The sequence below is a fragment of the Halomonas sp. 141 genome (assembly GCF_002810305.1).
Taxonomy (GTDB): domain Bacteria; phylum Pseudomonadota; class Gammaproteobacteria; order Pseudomonadales; family Halomonadaceae; genus Vreelandella; species Vreelandella stevensii.
In genome coordinates this window covers 45,348-65,867 of sequence record NZ_PINZ01000010.1, presented here as the reverse complement: position 1 = coordinate 65,867, position 20,520 = coordinate 45,348, and the positions used below count along the sequence as shown (strand labels likewise).

At 60.1% G+C, this 20,520-nt stretch carries 16 protein-coding genes and 3 tRNA genes; 14 read left to right on the top strand and 5 right to left on the bottom strand.

All coding sequences use genetic code 11. The features are described 5' to 3' along the window. Positions 1–16: 16 nt before the first annotated feature. Complete coding sequence (locus tag CWI66_RS06970; RefSeq protein WP_016916543.1) at positions 17–934, bottom strand: DMT family transporter; 918 nt, start codon at positions 932–934, stop codon at positions 17–19. 171 nt (positions 935–1,105) lie between these two features. Between CWI66_RS06970 and CWI66_RS06965 the strand changes: the two genes are divergently transcribed. The 5 genes from CWI66_RS06965 (at position 1,106) to CWI66_RS06945 (ending at position 9,460) form a co-directional block, all read left to right on the top strand. Next, entirely contained in the window at positions 1,106–3,118 is a 2,013-nt protein-coding gene (locus CWI66_RS06965) for an NADPH-dependent 2,4-dienoyl-CoA reductase (RefSeq protein WP_016916544.1), read from the top strand. A 140-nt stretch (positions 3,119–3,258) separates the two neighbouring features. After that, positions 3,259–4,302 (top strand): threonine aldolase family protein, encoded by a 1,044-nt coding sequence (locus CWI66_RS06960; RefSeq protein WP_016916545.1) that lies wholly within the window; start codon positions 3,259–3,261, stop codon positions 4,300–4,302. A gap of 279 nt (positions 4,303–4,581) precedes the next feature. Then, on the top strand, positions 4,582–6,504 hold the full coding sequence (locus CWI66_RS06955; RefSeq protein ID WP_100731292.1) for a PrkA family serine protein kinase: 1,923 nt from the start codon (positions 4,582–4,584) through the stop codon (positions 6,502–6,504). Positions 6,505–6,584: 80 nt separating this feature from the next. Then, complete coding sequence (locus CWI66_RS06950; RefSeq protein ID WP_081192240.1) at positions 6,585–7,874, top strand: YeaH/YhbH family protein; 1,290 nt, start codon at positions 6,585–6,587, stop codon at positions 7,872–7,874. A gap of 20 nt (positions 7,875–7,894) precedes the next feature. Continuing rightward, positions 7,895–9,460, top strand: a complete 1,566-nt coding sequence (locus CWI66_RS06945) for a SpoVR family protein (protein ID WP_100731291.1) — start codon at positions 7,895–7,897, stop codon at positions 9,458–9,460. A gap of 37 nt (positions 9,461–9,497) precedes the next feature. On the opposite strand, the gene CWI66_RS06940 is transcribed toward CWI66_RS06945, so the two are convergent. Further along, a complete protein-coding gene (locus CWI66_RS06940) occupies positions 9,498–9,812 on the bottom strand; it encodes a high-potential iron-sulfur protein (RefSeq protein ID WP_100731290.1) in 315 nt (104 codons plus the stop codon). Positions 9,813–10,070: 258 nt separating this feature from the next. On the opposite strand from CWI66_RS06940, the gene CWI66_RS06935 reads away from it, so the two are divergent. Together CWI66_RS06935 and CWI66_RS06930 are read left to right on the top strand one after the other, a co-directional pair. Beyond that, complete coding sequence (locus CWI66_RS06935; RefSeq protein ID WP_026002022.1) at positions 10,071–10,346, top strand: Lrp/AsnC family transcriptional regulator; 276 nt, start codon at positions 10,071–10,073, stop codon at positions 10,344–10,346. Positions 10,347–10,423: 77 nt separating this feature from the next. Then, on the top strand, positions 10,424–11,287 hold the full coding sequence (locus tag CWI66_RS06930; RefSeq protein ID WP_232710780.1) for a DNA/RNA non-specific endonuclease: 864 nt from the start codon (positions 10,424–10,426) through the stop codon (positions 11,285–11,287). 277 nt (positions 11,288–11,564) lie between these two features. On the opposite strand, the gene CWI66_RS06920 is transcribed toward CWI66_RS06930, so the two are convergent. From CWI66_RS06920 to CWI66_RS06910, 3 genes are all read right to left on the bottom strand, one after another. Continuing rightward, positions 11,565–11,651, bottom strand: a tRNA-Leu gene (locus CWI66_RS06920). 64 nt (positions 11,652–11,715) lie between these two features. Next, positions 11,716–11,802, bottom strand: a tRNA-Leu gene (locus CWI66_RS06915). A gap of 84 nt (positions 11,803–11,886) precedes the next feature. Next, a tRNA-Leu gene (locus CWI66_RS06910) sits at positions 11,887–11,973 on the bottom strand. Positions 11,974–12,243: 270 nt separating this feature from the next. Between CWI66_RS06910 and rnr the strand changes: the two genes are divergently transcribed. From rnr to CWI66_RS06875, 7 genes are all read left to right on the top strand, one after another. Next, the gene (gene rnr / locus CWI66_RS06905; protein WP_100731287.1) at positions 12,244–14,637 is read left to right on the top strand and encodes a ribonuclease R; all 2,394 of its coding nucleotides are present in this window, start codon (positions 12,244–12,246) and stop codon (positions 14,635–14,637) included. Positions 14,638–14,639: 2 nt separating this feature from the next. Beyond that, positions 14,640–15,449, top strand: a complete 810-nt coding sequence (rlmB, locus tag CWI66_RS06900) for a 23S rRNA (guanosine(2251)-2'-O)-methyltransferase RlmB (protein WP_100731286.1) — start codon at positions 14,640–14,642, stop codon at positions 15,447–15,449. A 210-nt stretch (positions 15,450–15,659) separates the two neighbouring features. Continuing rightward, complete coding sequence (gene rpsF / locus CWI66_RS06895) at positions 15,660–16,037, top strand: 30S ribosomal protein S6 (RefSeq protein WP_016916554.1); 378 nt, start codon at positions 15,660–15,662, stop codon at positions 16,035–16,037. Between the two features lie 33 nt (positions 16,038–16,070). Next, positions 16,071–16,298 carry a 30S ribosomal protein S18 gene (gene rpsR / locus CWI66_RS06890; RefSeq protein ID WP_009097135.1) on the top strand — a complete coding sequence of 76 codons (228 nt, stop codon included), beginning with the start codon at positions 16,071–16,073 and terminating at the stop codon, positions 16,296–16,298. Between the two features lie 12 nt (positions 16,299–16,310). Then, entirely contained in the window at positions 16,311–17,162 is an 852-nt protein-coding gene (locus CWI66_RS06885; protein ID WP_081135335.1) for a hypothetical protein, read from the top strand. Positions 17,163–17,177: 15 nt separating this feature from the next. Then, positions 17,178–17,624, top strand: a complete 447-nt coding sequence (rplI, locus tag CWI66_RS06880; protein ID WP_016916556.1) for a 50S ribosomal protein L9 — start codon at positions 17,178–17,180, stop codon at positions 17,622–17,624. A 100-nt stretch (positions 17,625–17,724) separates the two neighbouring features. Beyond that, entirely contained in the window at positions 17,725–20,496 is a 2,772-nt protein-coding gene (locus CWI66_RS06875; RefSeq protein ID WP_332868177.1) for a replicative DNA helicase, read from the top strand. Positions 20,497–20,520 lie beyond the last annotated feature (24 nt).

Genomic DNA, 20,520 nt, shown 5'->3' with positions numbered 1-20,520 from the left:
ATGTTAGCCCATTGTATCATTGCTGGGCGTTGCTCGTTTTACCGGCCGCCACGCGGCTGACCAGGGGGCGGGTCAAGGTCTGCGCCATGATCACGCCTGCCAGGATCAGCAGTCCGCCAATGAAGTGGAAGCCCGCGACCCGCTCACCCAAAAACGCCATGGCAATCAGAGCGCTGAACAGCGGCATCAGATTGATGAAAATACTCGACTGGTTGGCCCCGATTTGACGGACGGCCCGCATCCACAGGAAGGTCGTGATCACCGAGGCCGGAATGCCCGCGTAGAGAATCAGCCAGACGTTGCTACTATCGACTGGGGTCATGGGACCCATCAGGTACGGTGGTAGCAGGAACAGCACGGCAAAACAGACCTGGGCATAGAGCATTACCCAAGGAGGAAGGTTCATGGCCCAGCGTTTCAACATGACGCCGTACAGCGCATAGCAGGTGGCCGCCACCACCATCAGTGCATCGCCCTGGGCCACCTGGAGTTGCAGCAGCGACAGCGGGTTGCCTCGCCCCAGCAGTACCGTCACGCCAATGAAGGCCAGTACGCCGCCCGCCACGCCGCCCAGCGTGGGGGGCTCACGCAGAATCAGCGCGCTGAGCAGCACCGTCAGCAGGGGTACCATGGCCGCCAGAATGCCCATGTTGGTGGCGGTGGTGGTTTCGGCTGCCACGTAGGCAAGCCCCTGCCACAGGCCCATGCCCAGCAGCCCAAGCAGCGCCAGCTTCAGCCAGTTGCGGCGAATCTCGTCGCGGTGACGCAATACCGCAGGCAGCACGAAAGGGGTCATGACCGCCAGCGCCAGCAGCCAGCGTAAGAAGGCGATGCTGCTGGGCGCAATCGCGCCGACCGTCAACTGGTTGATGGTCATGTTCCCCGACCAGATCAGCACGGTGGCCAGTGGGGGCAAGAAGTAGATCAATGGCATAGCGCATTCCCTTAAAACAATCCCTTATCGTTAGCCGGTTAATGTGACGTGCTTTTCCATGATGAGCAAGGGGGCAACGGTGGTAAAAGGCTGTACGCCGAAGGAACTATGTCATACGCTTGTTTGAATATGAGAGGCTTGTCTTTCTAACAACTCCAAAGGAGCGCCGTGATGCACGCTTATCCGCACCTTTTTCGCCCCTTGACCGTGGGCCACCTGACGCTGCCCAACCGGGTGCTGATGGGCTCCATGCACACCAACCTGGAAGAGGCCCCCAACGGCTTTGCACGTTTGGCGGCGTTCTATGCCGAGCGGGCGCGGGCGGGGGTCAGCTTGATCGTCACTGGCGGCATTGCGCCGAATGCCGAGGGTGCGGTGTTCCAAGGGGCACATGCGCTCACCGAGGCCAGCCAGCTCGAAGAGCACCGCCAGGTGGTGGATGCCGTTCACCAGGCGGGCGGACATCTGTGCATGCAGATTCTGCACGCCGGTCGCTACGCTTACTCCCCTGAGCTGGTGGCGCCTTCGGCGTTGCAGGCACCCATCAATCCGTTCGTGCCCCGTGCGCTGACCAGCGACGAGGTCGAGCAGCAAATTGCCGACTACGTGCGCTGTGCCACGCTGGCCCAGCAGGCGGGCTACGATGGGGTCGAAGTGATGGGCTCCGAGGGGTACCTGATCAATCAGTTCATTTGTCGCCGCACCAACCACCGGGACGATGAGTGGGGCGGTGACTTCGCAGGGCGTATACGCTTTGCGGTGGAGATCGTCAGACGCGTTCGTGAAGCCGTGGGCAACCGCTTCCTGATCATCTTCCGGCTGTCGATGATCGACCTGGTGGAGGAGGGCAGCACTTGGGAAGAGGTCGTGCAGCTTGGCCAGGCCATCGAAGCGGCGGGCGCCAACCTGATCAATACCGGCATTGGCTGGCACGAAGCGCGGGTGCCCACCATCGTCACTAGCGTGCCTCGCGCAGCCTTCAGCGAGGTGACCAAACGGATTCGCAGCGCGCTGTCGATCCCGCTGATCACCACCAACCGCATCAATATGCCCGATGTGGCCGAGCGTCTGCTGGCGTCAGGGCACGCGGACATGGTCTCCATGGCGCGGCCTTTCCTGGCAGACCCTGAATGGGTGCAGAAGGCCGAGGCCGACAAGGCCGAAGAGATCAATACCTGTATCGCCTGTAATCAGGCGTGCCTCGACCATACCTTCATGGGCAAGCTGACCTCTTGCCTGGTCAATCCGCGTGCATGCCACGAAACCGAACTGCCTTTGGTGGCTGCCGAGTCTCCCAAGCGAGTGGCCGTGGTCGGCGGTGGGCCTGCCGGGCTTGCCACCGCCGTGGAAGCCGCCCGCCGAGGTCATCGGGTGGTGCTGTTCGAACGGCGCAGCGAGCTTGGCGGGCAGTTCAACTTTGCGCGCAAGATTCCGGGCAAGGAAGAGTTCAACGAAACGCTGCGCTACTTCCGCGTCATGCTTGAGAAGCACGGCGTGGAGGTGCGCTTGAATACCGAGGCCACGCTGGAGGCGCTGGCTGCCTTCGACGACGTGGTGCTGGCCACCGGCGTGACGCCCCGCGAGCTGACCCTGCCCGGCGCCGACCATCCCAGTGTGTTGAGTTACGCCGAAGCCATCGCGCAGCCCGAGCGCGTGGGCCGCCGGGTGGCCGTGATTGGTGCCGGAGGTATCGGCTTCGATGTGTCGGAACTGCTGGCGCATCATGGCCACCCGGCCCTGGATCTGCAGTCCTGGTGTGAAGAGTGGGGCGTGGACCTCACGGTGAGTGAGCCAGGCGGGCTGAGAGCCCCCACACCGCCCGTCTCGCCACGCAGCATCGTGATGTTGCAGCGCAAAAGCTCCAAGCCGGGTAAAAACCTGGGCAAGACCTCGGGCTGGGTGCATCGTGCGTCGCTTAAACAGCGTGGGGTGCGTACCCTGACCGGCTGCGAGTACCTGAAAATCGACGATGCCGGGCTGCATGTTCGCCAAGGCGAAGAGCCGCAGGTGCTGGCGGTGGACACCATTGTGGTGTGCGCGGGTCAGGAGTCGGTGCGGGACCTGCTGGCGCCTCTGGAGCAGGCGGGCAAACGCGTGCATGTGATTGGTGGCGCAGACGAAGCGGCCGAGCTGGATGCCAAGCGGGCGATTGACCAGGGCACCCGTCTGGCTGCCACGCTGTAGCGGCATTGAGCGCGTGACGTTAATGCTCAAATGACGATAGACTGAAGGTCAACCCTAACGACTAAGCCCTGTTAGGGAATTAAGGCGCAGGTGGCACCCGGCCTGCGCTGCACGACCGCCAGAGAAAAAGGATAATCGTCATGCCCTCGGAGTGTACCCCACGATTTTTAGCCAGTGACAACACCTCGGGTATTTGCCCGGAAGCGATGCAGTACCTGCTGGAAGCCAATCAGGCCGATGACCTGGCCTACGGCAACGACCGCTGGACTGCCCGTGCCGCCGACCGCTTTCGTGAGATGTTCGACTACGATTGCGATGTGTTCTTCGTGTTCAACGGCACCGCTGCCAATTCACTGGCGCTTTCCGCGATGGGGCGCAGCTACCACAGCGTGATTTGTCATGAGTTGGCCCACATCGAAACCGACGAGTGTGGCGGTCCGGAGTTCTTCTCCAACGGGGCCAAGCTGCTCACCTCCCCGGGTGCCAATGGCAAGCTGACTCCCCAAGGGATCGAGGCGCTGGTCACCAAGCGTAGCGATATCCACTACCCCAAACCCAAGGTCGTGTCGCTGACCCAAGCCACCGAAGTGGGTACGGTCTACTCCCGTGAAGAGCTGTTGGCGATTCGCGCCATGGCCGACAAGCATGACCTGCGCCTGCATATGGATGGCGCGCGCTTTGCCAATGCCTGCGCCAGCCTGAAGGCGTCACCGGCCGAGCTGACCTGGCAGGTTGGGGTGGATGCGCTGTGCTTTTCAGGCACAAAGAACGGCCTGGCGTTTGGCGAAGCCATCCTGTTTTTCAACCGGGAACTGGCCGAGGATTTCTCCTACCGCTGCAAGCAGGCGGGCCAGCTCGCCTCCAAGATGCGCTATGTCTCGGCGCCCTGGCTGGGCCTGCTGGAAAGCGGCGCCTGGTTGACCAATGCCGAGCACGCCAACGCCATGGCCCGCTATCTGTCGGAAGGGTTGCAGGCGCTGCCTGGCGTCTCGCTGATGTTCCCCACCGAAGCCAACAGCGTTTTCGTTGAATTGCCTCCGCAAGCCATCGAAGCGTTGAAAGCGCGCGGATGGACCTTTTATACCTTCATTGGTGCGGGCGGCGCTCGCTTCGTGTGCGCCTGGAACACTACCATCGAGCTGCTGGACCAGCTGCTGGCCGACGTCAAATCCGTGCTGGAGTAAGCCGCCAGCAAGGCCCGGTTGTGGTCGTCGCGCCGCCTGCTCAGGCGGCGCGTTGCGTTGTTGGAGAGGATTCTTGTCAGCCCGGTGTTTTCAACGCAACTATTTTGCCTCGCCTTTGCTCATAGCCATATAAGACGCGGATCGTTGCGCTGCGTTGAAGGTTTCGTCATCACATTTTGCTAATGCTGACTACGCTGATAGAGCGACACTTCGCACGGCAGGCGGCCTGGGGGTTTGGGTCAGGCGATGGCTGCCGGGGATGGGCCACAGGAGAGTTCCATGAGCATCTTTGATCACGTTCAAGACCGTTTTGCCCGCGTTCAGCAAGAGGACATGAGCCTGGAGGAGTATCTGGCGCTATGCCGCCGTGATCCCAAGGTGTATGCCAGCGCCGCCGAGCGCATGCTGGAAGCCATAGGCGAGCCTGAGGTGATCGACACGGCGAAAGACCCGCGTCTGTCACGTATCTTTTCCAACAAGGTGATTCGCCGTTACCCCGCGTTTGCCGAATTTCACGGCATGGAAGAGGCCATCGAGCAGATCGTGGCCTACTTCCGCCACGCCGCCCAGGGCCTGGAAGAGCGCAAGCAGATTCTCTACCTGCTGGGGCCGGTGGGCGGCGGTAAATCGTCGCTGGCCGAGCGTTTGAAGCTGCTCATGGAGCGTATCCCGTTTTACGCCATCAAGGGCTCGCCGGTGTACGAATCCCCGCTGGGGCTGTTTTCACCGGAAGAGGACGGCAAGCTGCTGGAGCAGGAGTACGGTATTGCCAGCCGCTACTTGCGCAGCGTCATGTCACCCTGGGCCGCCAAGCGCTTGAAGGAGTACGGTGGTGATATCTCCCAATTCCGCGTGGTGCGGCTCTATCCGTCGCGCTTGAACCAGATCACCATCTCCAAGACCGAGCCCGGTGACGAGAACAACCAGGATATCTCCTCGCTGGTGGGCAAGGTGGATATCCGCCAGCTGGAGCTCTACTCCCAGGACGACCCGGACGCCTACAGCTTCTCGGGCGGGCTGTGCCGCGCCAACCAGGGCCTGATGGAGTTCGTGGAGATGTTCAAGGCACCCATCAAGGTGCTGCATCCGCTGCTGACCGCCACCCAGGAGGGGAACTACAACCCCACCGAAGGCATGGGCGCGATCCCCTTCGATGGCGTCATTCTGGCCCACTCCAACGAATCCGAATGGCAGGCCTTCCGCAACAACCGCAATAACGAGGCGTTCCTCGACCGTGTGTACATCGTCAAGGTGCCTTACTGCCTGCGCGTCTCCGAAGAGATCAAGATCTACCAGAAACTGCTGGAAGACTCGTCCCTGAACGCCGCGCCTTGCGCCCCGGATACGCTGCGCATGCTGGCCCAGTTCTCCGTGCTGTCCCGGCTGAAAGTGCCCGAAAACTCCAGTATCTACTCCAAGATGCGGGTCTATGACGGCGACAACCTCAAGGATACCGATCCCCGCGCCAAGTCCATCCAGGAGTACCGCGACGCGGCAGGCGTCGATGAAGGCATGCAGGGGCTGTCTACCCGCTTTGCCTTCAAGATCCTTTCGCGGGTGTTCAACTTCGACAGCCAGGAAGTGGCAGCCAACCCGGTCCATCTGCTGTACGTGCTGGAGCAGGCGCTGGAGCGGGAGCAGCTGCCATCGGAGGTGTTCGAGCGCTACCTGGGCTTCATCAAGGAGTTTCTGGCCCCGCGTTACGTGGATTTCATCGGCAAGGAGATTCAGACCGCGTACCTGGAGTCCTACAGCGAGTATGGTCAGAACATTTTCGACCGCTATGTGACCTATGCCGACTTCTGGATTCAGGATCAGGAGTACCGCGACCCCGAAACCGGCGAGCTGTTGAACCGCCAGTCGCTGAACGAAGAGCTGGAGAAGATCGAAAAACCGGCCGGGATCTCCAATCCCAAGGACTTCCGTCATGAAGTGGTCAACTTCGTGCTGCGGGCGCGGGCGCAGAACAACGGCATGAACCCTAGCTGGCAGTCCTACGAGAAGCTCAAGGGCGTCATCGAGCACAAGATGTTTGCCAATACCGAGGAGCTTTTGCCGGTCATCTCGTTCAACGCCAAGGCATCCAGGTCCGATCAGAAGAAACACGAGGATTTCGTGGCGCGCATGGTGGACCGCGGCTATACCGAAAAGCAGGTGCGGTTGCTTTCCGAGTGGTATCTGCGCGTTCGCAAGTCCCAGTAGCCAGCCGGTTACGGGGGTGAACCTCACGATGGGCGGGCGCGAATGTTCAGCGCTCCCGCCTGAGGCATCAAGGAGGTCGAATGACCTACTTCATTGATCGCAGACCTAACGCCAAGCACAAGAGCGCGGTCAATCGGCAGCGCTTTCTGGAGCGTTACCGCAAGCATATCAAGCGTTCGGTCGAGGAAGCCGTGAACCGTCGCTCCATCACCGACATGGAGCGCGGCGAGAAAATCTCGATTCCAACCAGGGATATCTCCGAGCCGGTGTTCCAGCACGGCAGCGGCGGCGCCCGCACCATCGTTTCCCCCGGCAACAAGGAGTTTCTGCAGGGGGACAAGATACGTCGCCCCGGTGGGCAGGGCGGCGGTGGTGGCGCGGGTGAAGGCGGGGCGTCCAATCAGGGGGAGGGCAACGACGAGTTTGCCTTCACCCTCAGCCGCGAGGAGTTCCTGGAATTCGTTTTCGACGGCCTGGAGCTGCCACACTTGCAGCGCAAGCCCTTGAAGTCGCTGGAGGAGGTCAAGATGGTGCGGGCGGGGCTGGCCCGTGACGGCGTACCTTCGCGCATCAGCATTACCCGCTCCATGCGCGAAGCCTACGCCCGCCGTATTGCCATGCGCGCGCCCATCAAGCGGGCCTTGAAAGAGGCTGAAGAGGCGCTGGCGGCGGAAGAGCGCAAGGACCCGGTGCTGCGCAACCCGGCCCGGGTGGCGGAGCTCAAGGCCGAGGTGGAGCGGCTGGAGAAGCGCATCGAGGCGATTCCGTTCATCGATACCTACGACCTGCGCTATCACCAGCTGGCCGCCCAGCCGCAGCCATCGAGCCAGGCGGTGATGTTTTGCGTGATGGACGTTTCCGGCTCGATGACCCAGAACCACAAGGATATCGCCAAGCGGTTTTTCCTGCTGCTCTACCTGTTTCTGGAGAAGCACTACGAAAAGGTCGAGCTGGTATTCGTGCGCCACCACACCGCCGCTCGGGAGGTCAACGAGGAGGAGTTCTTCTACTCCCGCGAAACCGGCGGAACCATCGTCTCCAGTGCGCTGACGCTGGTGAACAGGATCATCGAAAAGCGCTACCCGGCAGGCCAGTGGAATCTATACGTGGCCCAGGCCTCCGACGGCGACAACTGGGACGATGACTCCAATATCTGCCGCGACCTGCTGGTCAAGCAGCTGATGCCGCAGCTGCAGTATTACGCCTACGTGGAGATCACCCCCCACGATCATCAGTCGCTTTGGCATGAGTATGAAACCGTGGCTGCCCAGTTTCCCGAGCGTTTTGCCATGCGCCAGATCGTCGATGCCGGGGATATCTATCCCGTCTTCCGTGAGCTGTTCAAGCGCCGCCTGAGCCAGGAGCGCTAACGCGCGTTAAGGAGTGGGCCATGAGTGTTGACCGCAACCCCATTGCAACGGGTTCCGACTGGAACTTTGGTATTCTGGAGCGCTTTGACGAAGAGCTGGCGCGGCTGGCTGACGAGTATCGGCTGGATACCTACCCCAATCAGATAGAAGTGATCACCACCGAGCAGATGATGGATGCCTACGCCAGCGTGGGCATGCCGGTGGGCTATCACCACTGGTCGTTCGGCAAGCAGTTTCTGGCCGTGGAACAGGCCTACAAGCGAGGCCAGATGGGCCTGGCCTACGAGTTGGTGATCAACTCCAACCCCTGTATCGCTTACCTGATGGAGGAGAACACGTTGATGATGCAGGTGCTGGTGATTGCCCACGCCTGCTACGGCCATAACTCTTTCTTCAAGGGCAACTACCTGTTTCGTACCTGGACCGATGCCGAGTCCATCGTCGATTATCTGGTATTTGCCCGCAAGTACATCGCCCAGTGCGAAGAACGCCACGGTTCCCACGCCGTGGAGCAACTGCTGGACGCTTGCCACGCCCTGCAGAATTACGGGGTCGACCGTTACAAGCGGCCTTCGCCCATGTCGGCCGAGGAGGAGGCCAAGCGCCAGGAGGAGCGAGAGGCCTACCTGCAAACCCAGGTCAACATGCTCTGGCGCACCATTCCCGAGCCACCGACAGGTGCAGAGCCGCTACTCGGGGCGCTGCACAGCGACGATGACCCGTTAGGGCTGCACAGTGGCGGGCGCTACCCCTCGGAGCCCCAGGAGAACCTGCTCTACTTCATTGAGAAGAACGCGCCGTTGCTGGCCCCTTGGCAGCGGGAGATCGTGCGCATCGTGCGCAAGCTGGCGCAATACTTCTACCCTCAGCGGCAAACCCAGGTAATGAATGAGGGCTGGGCGTGCTTCTGGCACTACACCCTGATGAACCGGCTCTATGACGAGGGCAAGGTGGACGAAGGGCTGATGCTGGAGTTTCTGCAGTCCCACGCGGCGGTCATCAATCAGCCGGGGTTCGATAGCCCTTACTACAGCGGCCTGAACCCCTATGCGTTGGGCTTTTCGATGTTCATGGATATCAAGCGTATCTGCGAAGACCCCACTGCCGAAGATCGCGAATGGTTTCCGGACATTGCCGGCAGCCCCTGGCGGGAAACGCTGGAGTTCGCCATGCGTAACTTCAAGGACGAGTCGTTCATTCAGCAGTTTCTATCACCCAAGGTGATGCGTGACCTGAAGCTGTTCATGATCGTCGACGACGACCAGTCGGAAATGTTGGAAGTGGCGGCGATTCATGACGAGCGGGGGTATCGGCGGGTGCGCGAAGCGCTATCGACCCAGTATGCGCTATCGGTACGCGAGCCCAACATTCAAGTGGTGGAGGCCGCCATTCGGGGGGATCGTTCCCTGACGCTGCATCACGTTCAGGACCATCGTCGTCCGCTGGCCAGAAGCGTGTATCCGGTGATTCGTCACCTTCAGCAGCTGTGGGGGTTTCCGGTGCACCTGGTGTCGCTGGACGAGGGGCGGGTGACTCGCCGCTACCAGTGGCCGGTAGAAGAAGAGAACAAGGAAAACCATCCCTGAAAACAGTGACCCCGCAGCGAGTGCGGGGTCCAGGGTATCAGCCTTGTGCGATCCAGGACTGGCACCAGCCGTCCGGCTCGACACTGTTTTCCGGGAACAGCTGGCAGCCTTCGGTGCCTTCCACGAAAAACATGCAGTTGGAGCACAGTTCACCCTCTTCGAAAGCCGGGTGGTCGCTGGCGTCGCTGGCATTTTCAACGTAGTTCAGTGCCTGGGCCGTCGGTGAGGACGGGTCCAGACGGGGCAGCTCCTGAGCAAAAGCAGTTTTCGACAGGATACCCGCACCAAACGGCAGGGCAGCAAGCCCCAGCACGCTGTTACGCATGAACTTACGACGGCTCTGATTAGCCATGGTGTCTCCTTATCGTCACGGTCTGACGGTGTGCTACGGTGATCGGGTGGTGGGCCACCTCTATAAAACTCCGACAGCGAAACGCTGCTGGAGATCTCTAGTACATGCTAGCGCAAGCGTGAAATTAGTGCGAATAACCTTATGAAAAGCGCGACAATTGACCACGCTGGCCGGCAAGGCTTGGCCCCGCCGGGCAGGCTGCTATACTCGCTGCGTCGTGCAGTATTCATCTTACCGCCACTCATTTGCGAGGACGCCATGCAAAGCGCAGTCATCCTGATCAATACCGAAAAAGGCCAGATCAAGGCCGTGGCCGAACGCCTGGCCGATGTGGAAGGTATCAGTGAGGTGTACTCCACCTGCGGCCGTTACGATCTGGTGGCCATTGCGCGCACCCGCGATTTCGAAAGTCTGGCCGAGCTGGTGACCGAGCGGTTGAATGCCGTGGAAGGCATCAGCGATACCGAGACGCTGAACGCCATGCAGGTTCACTCACGCCATGACCTGGAAACCATGTTTTCCGTTGGTTGGTAACGCCCCAGAAAGTTGACGAAACGAATGATGAAACGCCGCTGATAAGGCGTCTTGAAAGATAGCAGGGGAGTCCTCCGTTGGCTAAATCACTTTTGCGCTGGCGTCGTCAGGGGCGACGCCTGGGCATTGCCGTGCTGTTCGTGCTGGTCGGTACGGGCTTGTGGGAGTATCAAGGGCGCCAGCACCAGCAAGCTTATACCTGGATGGGCGTACCCACCTGGGAAACGTTGCACCCTACCAGCCTGCACCGTGTACTGCGTAACGATGGCTTTTTAGTGGGGTGGTCGGATGTACGGGTGGGGGCCTTGTGGGTCAGCTACCAGGTAGAGGCCGTGCCTGAGGATATGCGCATTGGCCCCAGGCCCAATTTCCAGCCAGACTGGCGCATGCTGTGGCCGGTGAGTACCGATAGCTATTCCGGCAGCGGCTACGACAGAGGACATTTGGCGCCCAACTACGCCATTGCTGCCGTGCATGGGCGCAGCGCGCAGGTGGACACGTTCTTGATGAGCAACATGCTGCCCCAGCGGCCGAATCTGAATCGCCAGCTCTGGCAGCGGCTCGAAGCCTCCGTCATGGATCACTTTGCCCCACGTTTCGATCGCTTGCAGGTGATTACCGGGCCGGTCTACCCCGAGCGTTTCATGGATAACGTCTTCAATCGCGTGGGCTGGGTGGAAGTACCCGAAGCCTTTTACAAGATCATCGTGGCACCCCACGATGAGACGCCCCTGGCGCTGGCGTTCATCATGCCCCAGGACGTGCAGGGCAATGAGCCGTTGAGCGACTACCTGGTGACCATCGATGAGATCGAAGCCCGCACCGGGCTGAACTTCTTCCCGAACCTCTCACCCCAGCTTGAAGCCGTGCTGGAAGGCGAGCTGCGCACCCAGGGGTGGGCGCTGGAGGAGGTATCTCGTCGTCCAGGCCGGTTCCAGTAGTACGATACGCTGCATGCTGGCAGGCCAAGGCGTTGCCCTGGCCTGCCGCTTGAGCCCAGACACGGCAATGCTCGAACGGCATGGGCTCGATACACATGAAATAGACAGGCAGAAGAGAAATAGTGGGGAAGAAAAGATATCAGAGCAAAAGGGTATCAGAGAACAGAAGCACACAGATGAGGGTTTGCCAAAAGAGAGCGACTGATGAGGGACAGCAAACAGATAGAAACACATTAGATGGGATAATACGAAAGCAAGAGCGATACGGGGGCATCGATGGTGCCCAGGAGAGGACTTGAACCTCCACGACCATACGGTCACTAGCACCTGAAGCTAGCGCGTCTACCAATTCCGCCACCTGGGCGTATCGACTCTTTCACTGCGGTACTGCTTTCACAATACATTCGGCCATTACGTCAGTGTTCGCATGGTGCCCAGGAGAGGACTTGAACCTCCACGACCATACGGTCACTAGCACCTGAAGCTAGCGCGTCTACCAATTCCGCCACCTGGGCGAACACAAACGTACTGCCTTTCTTTCACTGCTTTACTTGCCGCCGCACCGTGCTGATTCATGAAAGGGGATAACATGAAACAGTTGGTGCCCAGAAGAGGACTTGAACCTCCACGACCATACGGTCACTAGCACCTGAAGCTAGCGCGTCTACCAATTCCGCCATCTGGGCAAGTGGCGCGTATGATACCGAGGCTGTGGCTAAATGCAAGCCCCTGGGTGTTTTTTTTAATGTAAAAAACCTGGGTTTGCAGCCCCAAGTGGTTGGGTGATTGAACGGGCGGCGCTATACTGCGCCCATGACCAAACAAAACATGACTTATTTCAACTCATCGTTAGTTGAACACGACGCCCTTCGAGGCGCACATGCCTTTCGCCCGCAGTGCACGCTGCCCGCGCTTTTTGTTCGCCTCCCGCAACCGTTATCAAGGATGTTGATCGCATGAAGTACTGGACGTTGAGTGATGATCCGCACGCCGAGCGCGAGGCGAAGAATTACGATAACCCGGCTCCTAGCCGTGAATACCTGTTGGCTGCCCTGGAAAGCTATGGCAAGCCGATCACCCATGAAAACATGAGCCGCATGTTGGGCATCGAAGACGAAGACCATCTGGAAGCGGTGCGTCGGCGTATGGCGGCCATGGAGCGCGACGGCCAGGTGCTGCGCGACCGCCGAGGCGCCTATGCACTGATCGACAAGCTCGACCTGATCAAGGGCAAGGTGCTGGGCCATCGGGATGGGTTTGGCTTCGTGCTGCGTGATGACGGCAAGAAGCCGGACCTGCTGCTGCCGCCCCGTCAGATGCGTCGCGTCTTCCACGGTGACCACGTATTGGTACGCGTCAGTGGGCGAGACCGTCGCGGTCGAGAGGAAGCCACGATTGCCGAAGTGATTGCCCGTAATACCGAGACCATGGTGGGCGTATACCGCAGCAATACGCCGGAATTCGGGATTCTCATTCCCGAAAACCCGCGGATTACCCAGGAAGTGATCATCCCGCACACCGTTAGTGGTGGTGCCAAGGATGGTCAGGTGATCTCAGCCAGGATCGTCCAGCAGCCTGCCACTCGGGTTCAGCCAGTGGGTGAAGTGATCGAAGTGCTGGGGGAGCGTATGGACCCCGGCATGGAAATCGACATCGCCATCCGCAGCTACGACATTCCCGCCGAGTTTCCGCCGGAGGTAGTGGATCAGATCAGCGAAATCTCCGCTGAAGTGCTGGAAGCCGACAAGCAGCACCGCGTCGATCTGCGCGACCTGCCGCTGGTGACCATCGACGACGAATCCGCCAAGGATTTCGACGATGCGGTGTGTGCCTGGAAGACCAAGTCCGGTAGCTGGAAGCTGGTCGTCGCGATTGCCGACGTTTCTCATTATGTGCGCCCTGGTACCGCGCTGGATGACGAAGCGCGCACCCGCGGCAACTCGGTCTACTTCCCGGGGCAAGTGGTGCCCATGCTGCCCGAGCTGCTTTCCAACGGTCTTTGTTCATTGAATCCGCACGTCGACCGGCTGGTGATGGTGTGCGAAATGAACATTTCCAGGACCGGTGCCATCAGCCGCTACTCCTTCTATGAAGCCGTGATGAATTCCCATGCCCGACTCACCTATAACAAGGTGGCGGCCATGCTGGACGGCGAGAGTGAAGAAGGGGAGGCGCTGCGTCGGGAGCACGCCGAGCTGGTCAAGCCGCTCAAGAACCTGCATGAGCTGTACGGCCTGCTGCGCGCTGCCCGGGAGGAGCGTGGGGCGATCGACTTCGATACCACGGAAACGGCGATCATCTTCAATGAAGAGCGCAAGATCGAGAAGATCGTGCCGCGCAGCCGTAACGATGCCCACAAGCTGATCGAGGAGTGCATGCTGGCCGCCAACGTGGCGACGGCGCGTTTCCTCGACAAGCACGACCTGCCGGCGCTGTATCGTATCCACGAGCGTCCAACGCCTGAGCGGCTCGACAAGCTGCGCCTGTTCCTGAGTGAGCTGGGGCTTTCGGTGGGCGGCGGCGACGAGCCGACGCCTCAGGATTACCAGGCACTGCGGGAAGCGATTGCCGACCGCCCGGATGCCGACATCATCCAGACCGTGATGCTGCGCTCGATGAATCAGGCGGTCTATTCGCCGCAGAACGAGGGGCACTTCGGTCTTGCTTACCAGGCCTATGCCCATTTCACGTCGCCCATTCGGCGCTATCCTGACCTGCTGGTGCATCGGGCCATTCGCTCGGTGATTCGCGGCCCGCGTCAGACCGCCACCGTGGTGCGGGTAGAGGGTGCGCCGGTGGATCCGCCGAGCAAGTGGTGCCCCTACACCTTCGAGCAGATGCTGGAGCTGGGCGAACACTGCTCCATGACCGAGCGGCGGGCCGATGAAGCCACCCGTGACGTGGAGAGCTGGCTCAAGTGCGAATTCATGTCGGACAAGCTGGGCGAAACCTTTGAGGGCACCATCGCCTCGGTGACCCAGTTTGGGCTCTTCGTGCGTCTCGATGACTTCTTTGTGGAAGGGCTGGTGCACGTCACGTCGCTGCCTTCCGACTACTACCACTACGAAGCCGAGAAGCATCGTCTCAAGGGTGAGCGCACCGGCACCACCTATCGCCTGGGGGATGGGCTTACCGTCCAGGTGGCGCGGGTGGACATGGATGATCGCAAGATCGACTTCGGTCTTGCCGATGACAAGCCGCGCCCGCAGCGTCAGCCGCGCAAGCGTCGTAGTGACGGCTCGGGTGCAAAGGGCGCTGGGGCAAAGGCGGCAGCCGGTGAGCAGCCCGCCCGTCGCGGCCCGCGCCGTACGCGCAGTGGCTCACGTAAACCATCTCCGAAAAAGGGTTGAGCATGAAATCGGCGTCGTCTCGACGTGGCCCGCGCCCGGCTACACGCACTCCTGTCCGTACGCCCGATGGGCTGGATCACGTCTATGGAGTGCATGCCCTGGAGAGCCTGCTGGCACGGGGCGAGTCGCCCAAGGAGCTGTGGGTGCAGCAGGGCGCAGGTCAGCGTTTGCAAACGCTGGTGGCCGATGCCCGAGCCAGCGGTGCGGCGGTCAAGGAGCAGCCGCGTGACGTGCTCGATCAGTTGACCCAAGGGGCGGCGCATCAGGGGGTGGTTGCTTTCTGTGCCCCCTTGACGGCAGAAGGAGAGGAGTCCTTGTGGCTCAAGCTCCGCGCCTGGCCGTCTGATACGCCCCCCTTGCTGCTGGTGCTGGATGGCGTCACCGACGTGCATAACTTTGGTGCGTGCCTGCGCAGTGCCGATGCCTCGGGTGCCCATGGAGTGATCGTAGCCAAGGACAAGGCGGCGCCGCTCAACGCCACGGTCAGAAAAGTCGCCTGTGGTGCCGCAGAGGTGGTGCCGGTCTATCAGGTCACCAATCTGGCGCGCACGCTGGCCAGGCTCAAGGAAGAGGGCGTGTGGATCACCGGCACCGCCGGTGAGGCACAGGCCAGCGTATTCGATATCGACTTCACCGGCCCGACCGCGCTGGTGATGGGGGCCGAAGGCAAGGGGTTGCGCCGGTTGACGCGGGAAGCGTGTGATCATCTGGCCAAGCTGCCCATGGCGGGGCAGGTATCTAGCCTGAATGTCTCGGTGGCTGCCGGAATCTGTCTGTTTGAAGCGGTGCGTCAGCGGCAGCTTGCAAGTTAGCCTCCGTCCCACTAGAATGCTTGCGCCCGTTTATACATAAGCGGGCGTTCGTATTGGTAACCCTCTACGACACTGGTTTTATCTGCTTGATGTTCTTTTCAGCCATACGTGGCTTGCCAAGGGCATTTCAGTCAACTCCTTGCTTCCCAGTCGCTGCCAGAGCATATGCTCCGGCACACTCAGGAAGCTGCCAAACCGCAAGGAGATTCCATGCGTCATTATGAAATCGTGTTCATGGTCCACCCGGATCAGAGCGAGCAAGTACCGGCAATGGTCGAGCGCTACACCAGCATCGTCACCGAAAGCGGCGGTACCGTGCATCGTCTGGAAGATTGGGGCCGTCGCCACCTGGCTTACCCGATCAACAAGATCCACAAAGCCCACTACGTGCTGATGAACGTTGAGTGCACCGGCGAGACTCTCGAAGAAATCGAGAACATCTTCCGCTTCAACGACGCCATCATCCGCAGCCTGGTTGTGCGCTGCAAGGAAGCCGTTACCGAAGCTTCTCCGATGATGAAGCCGGCAGAAGAAAAGCGTCCGCGTCGCGAAGAAAAGCCGCGCGCTGAAGCTGAAGAAACTGCCTGATTCTATCCACTGCACGTTTTAAGGAGCTAGTCCATGGCACGTTTTTTCCGTCGCCGCAAGTTTTGCCGCTTCACTGCTGAAGGCGTCAAGCAGATCGACTACAAAGATCTCGACACGCTGAAGGCTTACATCACGGAAACCGGCAAGATCGTTCCGAGCCGTATCACCGGCACCAAAGCACGCTATCAGCGTCAGCTGGCGACCGCTATCAAGCGTTCACGCTACCTGGCACTGCTGCCCTACTCCGATAGCCACCAGTAAGCGTTTAACGTGATGCTGGCACTGGCAAGATGGCTGATGCGCGGAACGCCCTATGCCGTAGGCGGGGCGGCCCTGGCATCGCTGGTGCCCTGGCTGTTTTGGCTGGGCGCCGCCATTGCCGCACTGGTGACCTTGCGCAAGGGTTTTGCCCCTGCGCTGCCGGTCATCATCGCCGCTGCTCTGCCTGCCGGTTTCTGGTGGGCACAAGGTGACGTGATACCACTGGCCAGCGTTCTGCTGGTCACGCTGATGTCCGTCATCCTGCGCGAGCGGATGCGCTGGAGCGAAGCCTTGATCGTGGGCACATTGGCTGCCGCCGTCATGGTTCAGCTGGGCATCTTCAGCCCGCCGGGGGGCACCCAGCTCATGCTGGAGCAGCTGCGGGAGAGCTCTACCGAGATCGACCGTATGCTCACCGAGTTTGCCAACCAGGGCGTCGACACGACGGCCTTGGCTGCCATGGTCATCGGTGGTGTCACGGGGCTGGTCGTGCTGCTGGCCGCCATTATCTGTCTGGCGCTGGCCCGCAGTTGGCAAGCCGGGCTGTATAACCCCGGTGGCTTTCGCGAAGAGTTTCATGCGTTGCGCCTGAGCCCCCGTGAGCTTGCCGTTCTGGTGGTGTTGGGAGTGGCAGGCATGGCGCTTGGTGCGCAGGCGCTGGCGATGCTCTGCTGGGTTCCGCTGCTGATTGCCGGTATTGCGTTGGTGCATGGTTTTATTGGAATAAAGGGGATGAACGGGCTGTGGCTGGTGGCATTTTATGTGCTGCTGATCACGACCTGGCCCACGATTCTCATTGTGCTGCTGTTGGGGCTGATCGATACATTTGCGAACGTTCGCGCACGCCTTGCCCGCAGCAACTGACAAGAGGTTTACGAGATGGAAGTCATTCTGCTCGACAAGATTGGTAAGCTGGGCGGCCTGGGTGACAAGGTCACTGTCAAGCCTGGTTATGGTCGTAACTACCTGGTGCCTTACGGCTTAGCCGTACCGGCCACCAAGGACAACATCGAAGCGTTCGAAGCGCAGCGTGCCGAACTCGAAGCGCAAGCCGCTGAGCGTAAGGCAGAAGCCCAGGCGCGTGCCGAGCAACTCAACGACATCGAACTGTCGTTGGTGTCCAAGGCAGGCGACGAAGGCAAGCTGTTCGGCTCTATCGGTCCTCGTGACCTGGCCGACGCGATCTCCTCTGCTGGAATCGACGTCGCCAAGAGCGAAGTACGCATGCCGCAAGGCCCGATTCGTCAAACTGGCGAATACGACATCGACCTCCACCTGCATGCAGAAGTGGACGCCGTTGTACGCGTGGTCGTTGTCGCCGAGTAATCATACTCGCCAACGCTGACGCCTCAAAGGGCGCGGGTTCTCCCGCGCCCTTTGTCTTTTTAGACCCTTTGTCTTTTTAGACCCTTTGTCTTTTTAGGCCCTGTGGCTCTTTTGGCAAAGGGCGACACAGCAGGCTTATAAAGCCCTCACTTTACGCGGGGGCCAGTGGTGTTATCCGAGCCGCACGGCTAAGATAAGCGCCGTTGGCTATCGGGTAATTGTTAAGGAGCTCGCAATGCAGGACCAGCCTTCTGCTGATCAGGAAACGGCAGCGTTAAAACTGCCACCGCATTCATTGGAAGCGGAGCAGTCGGTGTTAGGCGGGCTCATGCTGGACAACCAGGCGTGGGACAACGTCTCCGAGCGTCTGGTGGCTGACGATTTTTACCGCTATGAACATCGGCTGGTGTTCAATGTGATGACGCATCTGGCCGAGTCGGGCCAGCCGCTGGACGTCGTGACCCTTTCCGAAGCGCTGGAAGCCCGCGACCAGCTGGATACGGTGGGCGGACTGAGTTTCCTGGCCGAGCTGGCGCGCAACACGCCTTCGGCCAGCAACATACGCGCCTATGCCGATATCGTCCGTGAACGTGCCACGCTGCGTAAGCTCATCCGGGCGGCCAACCAGATTGCTGAAGGGGCTTTTTCGCCTCAGGGCAGGCCCGCCGACGAGCTGCTCAACGAGGCCGAGCGGCTGGTGTTCCAGATTGCCGAAGAGCGGCCCAAGACCGGTGGCCCCATTGGCATGAGTGACCTGCTCACCAAGGCCGTGGATCGAATCGATGAGCTGTTCAACCTGAAAGGGGAAATGACCGGCCTTTCCACCGGCTTCCGGGATCTGGATGAGATGACTTCGGGCCTGCAGCCTTCCGATTTGGTCATCATTGCCGGACGCCCCTCGATGGGTAAAACTACCTTCGCCATGAACCTGGTCGAGCATGCGGTCATTTCCAGCGACAAGCCGGTGATGGTGTTCTCCATGGAGATGCCCGCCGAATCGCTGATGCTGCGTGTGCTCTCGTCATTGGGGCGTATCGATCAGACCCGCGTGCGTTCGGGCCAGTTGGAAGATGAAGATTGGCCGCGGCTGACCTCGGCGGTGAACCTGCTGAAAGACAAGCAGCTGTTCATCGATGACACGGCGGCCCTGTCACCCAATGAGATGCGCTCACGGCTACGCCGGGTGGTGCGTGAGCACGGCAATATTGCCCTGATCATGATCGACTATCTGCAGCTGATGCAGATTCCTGGCTTTAACGAAAACCGCACGGGCGAGATCTCGGAAATTTCGCGTTCGCTGAAAGGCCTGGCCAAGGAGTTCCAATGCCCGGTGGTGGCGCTTTCCCAGCTGAACCGCTCGCTGGAGCAGCGTCCCAACAAGCGCCCGGTCATGTCGGATTTGCGTGAATGTGTCACGGGAGACACGCGGGTGATGCTGGCAACCGGAGAGCGCTTGCCGATTGGTGATCTGGTCGGGCAAACGCCGGACGTCATATCGCTGGGTGAAGATGGCAAGCTGCGCCGCTCGACGACGGATTTGGTGTGGTCAGTGGGCACCAAGCCAGTATTCGAGGTTTGTTTGGCTAGTGGACGGCGTATACGTGCAACAGCCAGGCATCGATTGAAAGCGCTATGGGATTGGAAAACGGTGGCCGAGCTCAAGGTGGGGGATCGCATCGCCTTGGCCAGACAGTTAGCGCAGCCTGAGCATCCGGTCGTGTGGGAGGAGCATGCGCTTATCCTGCTGGCCCATTTGCTGGGTGACGGCAGCTATGTCAAAGGGCAGCCGCTGCGCTATACCACCGCTAGTGAAGCGAATAGCGACGTTGTGAAGCGCTGCGCAGAGCAGTTTGGCTCGACGGTGACTCGCCATGCGGGACGCGGCAACTGGCATCAACTCGTCATTGCTGGCAATGGCAATCGCTGGCACGCCCAGGGAGTGGGTGCCTGGTTGAAATCGCTGGGTATCTTTGGGCAGCGCTCTGCAGAAAAATATATTCCAGGTGACATCTTCAGGCTGTCCAATCAGCAGCTCGCGCTGTTCATGCGTCATTTGTGGGCCACCGACGGCAGCATTACGACAGATAAAAATGGGCGCACACGCGTCTATTTTTCTACGGTTAGCCGTCGGCTTATCGATGATGTCAGTGCTCTGCTGCTACGTTTCGGTATTGTGACCCGAATCCGCCATGTCGTGTCAGGAGAGGGGAGTGGTTGGTATACCGCCGACGTGTCGGGAAGCGATCAACAGCAGCGCTTTGCACAGAATATTGGGGCTTTTGGGCATCAGGTGGCGTCGTTAGCACCGCTGAAAGCGGCATCCGTCGTGGCGAACACCAATATCGATACCTTGCCCCAGGAGGTGTTCGAGCATGTCAAACAGGCCATGCTTGCTAAAGGCGTGAGTCACCGGAAAATGGCTGCAATGCGTGGCACATCTTATGGCGGCTCGTCCCATTTTAGCTTTGCTCCTTCCCGGGAAACCCTTGGCAGCTATGCAGATGCGCTGGGCGATGTGGCTTTGGCACAGATTGCCTCCAGCGATCTCTTTTGGGACCAAGTCGTCGAGATACGCCCTTGCGGTGAAGAAGAGGTCTTCGATTTGACCGTCCCCGGTGACGCGTGCTGGCTAGCGGATGGCATCGTGAGCCATAACTCGGGCGCGATCGAGCAGGATGCAGACGTCATTGCCTTCGTGTATCGCGACGAAGTGTATAACCGCGATAACCCGGATAACCAGGGCCTGGCCGAGCTGATCATTGGTAAGCAGCGTAATGGCCCCATTGGAACGGTACACATGGCCTTCATAGGCAAATACACGCGCTTCGAAGATCTGGCGCCGGATAGTTACGGTGAAGCCTTCGGCGATTGACTTGAGGCTGAGGGGGGAGCACGT

What these genes read in the sequence shown, in the direction of transcription:
- CWI66_RS06885 (WP_081135335.1), top strand. Translation starts at nt 16,311, where the DNA reads ATGCTGGCACTGGCAAGATGGCTGATGCGCGGAACGCCCTATGCCGTA.
- CWI66_RS06955 (WP_100731292.1), top strand. Translation starts at nt 4,582, where the DNA reads ATGAGCATCTTTGATCACGTTCAAGACCGTTTTGCCCGCGTTCAGCAA.
- rpsF (WP_016916554.1), top strand. Translation starts at nt 15,660, where the DNA reads ATGCGTCATTATGAAATCGTGTTCATGGTCCACCCGGATCAGAGCGAG.
- CWI66_RS06945 (WP_100731291.1), top strand. Translation starts at nt 7,895, where the DNA reads ATGAGTGTTGACCGCAACCCCATTGCAACGGGTTCCGACTGGAACTTT.
- CWI66_RS06970 (WP_016916543.1), bottom strand. Translation starts at nt 934, where the DNA reads ATGCCATTGATCTACTTCTTGCCCCCACTGGCCACCGTGCTGATCTGG.
- CWI66_RS06950 (WP_081192240.1), top strand. Translation starts at nt 6,585, where the DNA reads ATGACCTACTTCATTGATCGCAGACCTAACGCCAAGCACAAGAGCGCG.
- CWI66_RS06960 (WP_016916545.1), top strand. Translation starts at nt 3,259, where the DNA reads ATGCCCTCGGAGTGTACCCCACGATTTTTAGCCAGTGACAACACCTCG.
- CWI66_RS06935 (WP_026002022.1), top strand. Translation starts at nt 10,071, where the DNA reads ATGCAAAGCGCAGTCATCCTGATCAATACCGAAAAAGGCCAGATCAAG.
- rpsR (WP_009097135.1), top strand. Translation starts at nt 16,071, where the DNA reads ATGGCACGTTTTTTCCGTCGCCGCAAGTTTTGCCGCTTCACTGCTGAA.
- CWI66_RS06965 (WP_016916544.1), top strand. Translation starts at nt 1,106, where the DNA reads ATGCACGCTTATCCGCACCTTTTTCGCCCCTTGACCGTGGGCCACCTG.
- rnr (WP_100731287.1), top strand. Translation starts at nt 12,244, where the DNA reads ATGAAGTACTGGACGTTGAGTGATGATCCGCACGCCGAGCGCGAGGCG.
- rlmB (WP_100731286.1), top strand. Translation starts at nt 14,640, where the DNA reads ATGAAATCGGCGTCGTCTCGACGTGGCCCGCGCCCGGCTACACGCACT.
- CWI66_RS06940 (WP_100731290.1), bottom strand. Translation starts at nt 9,812, where the DNA reads ATGGCTAATCAGAGCCGTCGTAAGTTCATGCGTAACAGCGTGCTGGGG.
- rplI (WP_016916556.1), top strand. Translation starts at nt 17,178, where the DNA reads ATGGAAGTCATTCTGCTCGACAAGATTGGTAAGCTGGGCGGCCTGGGT.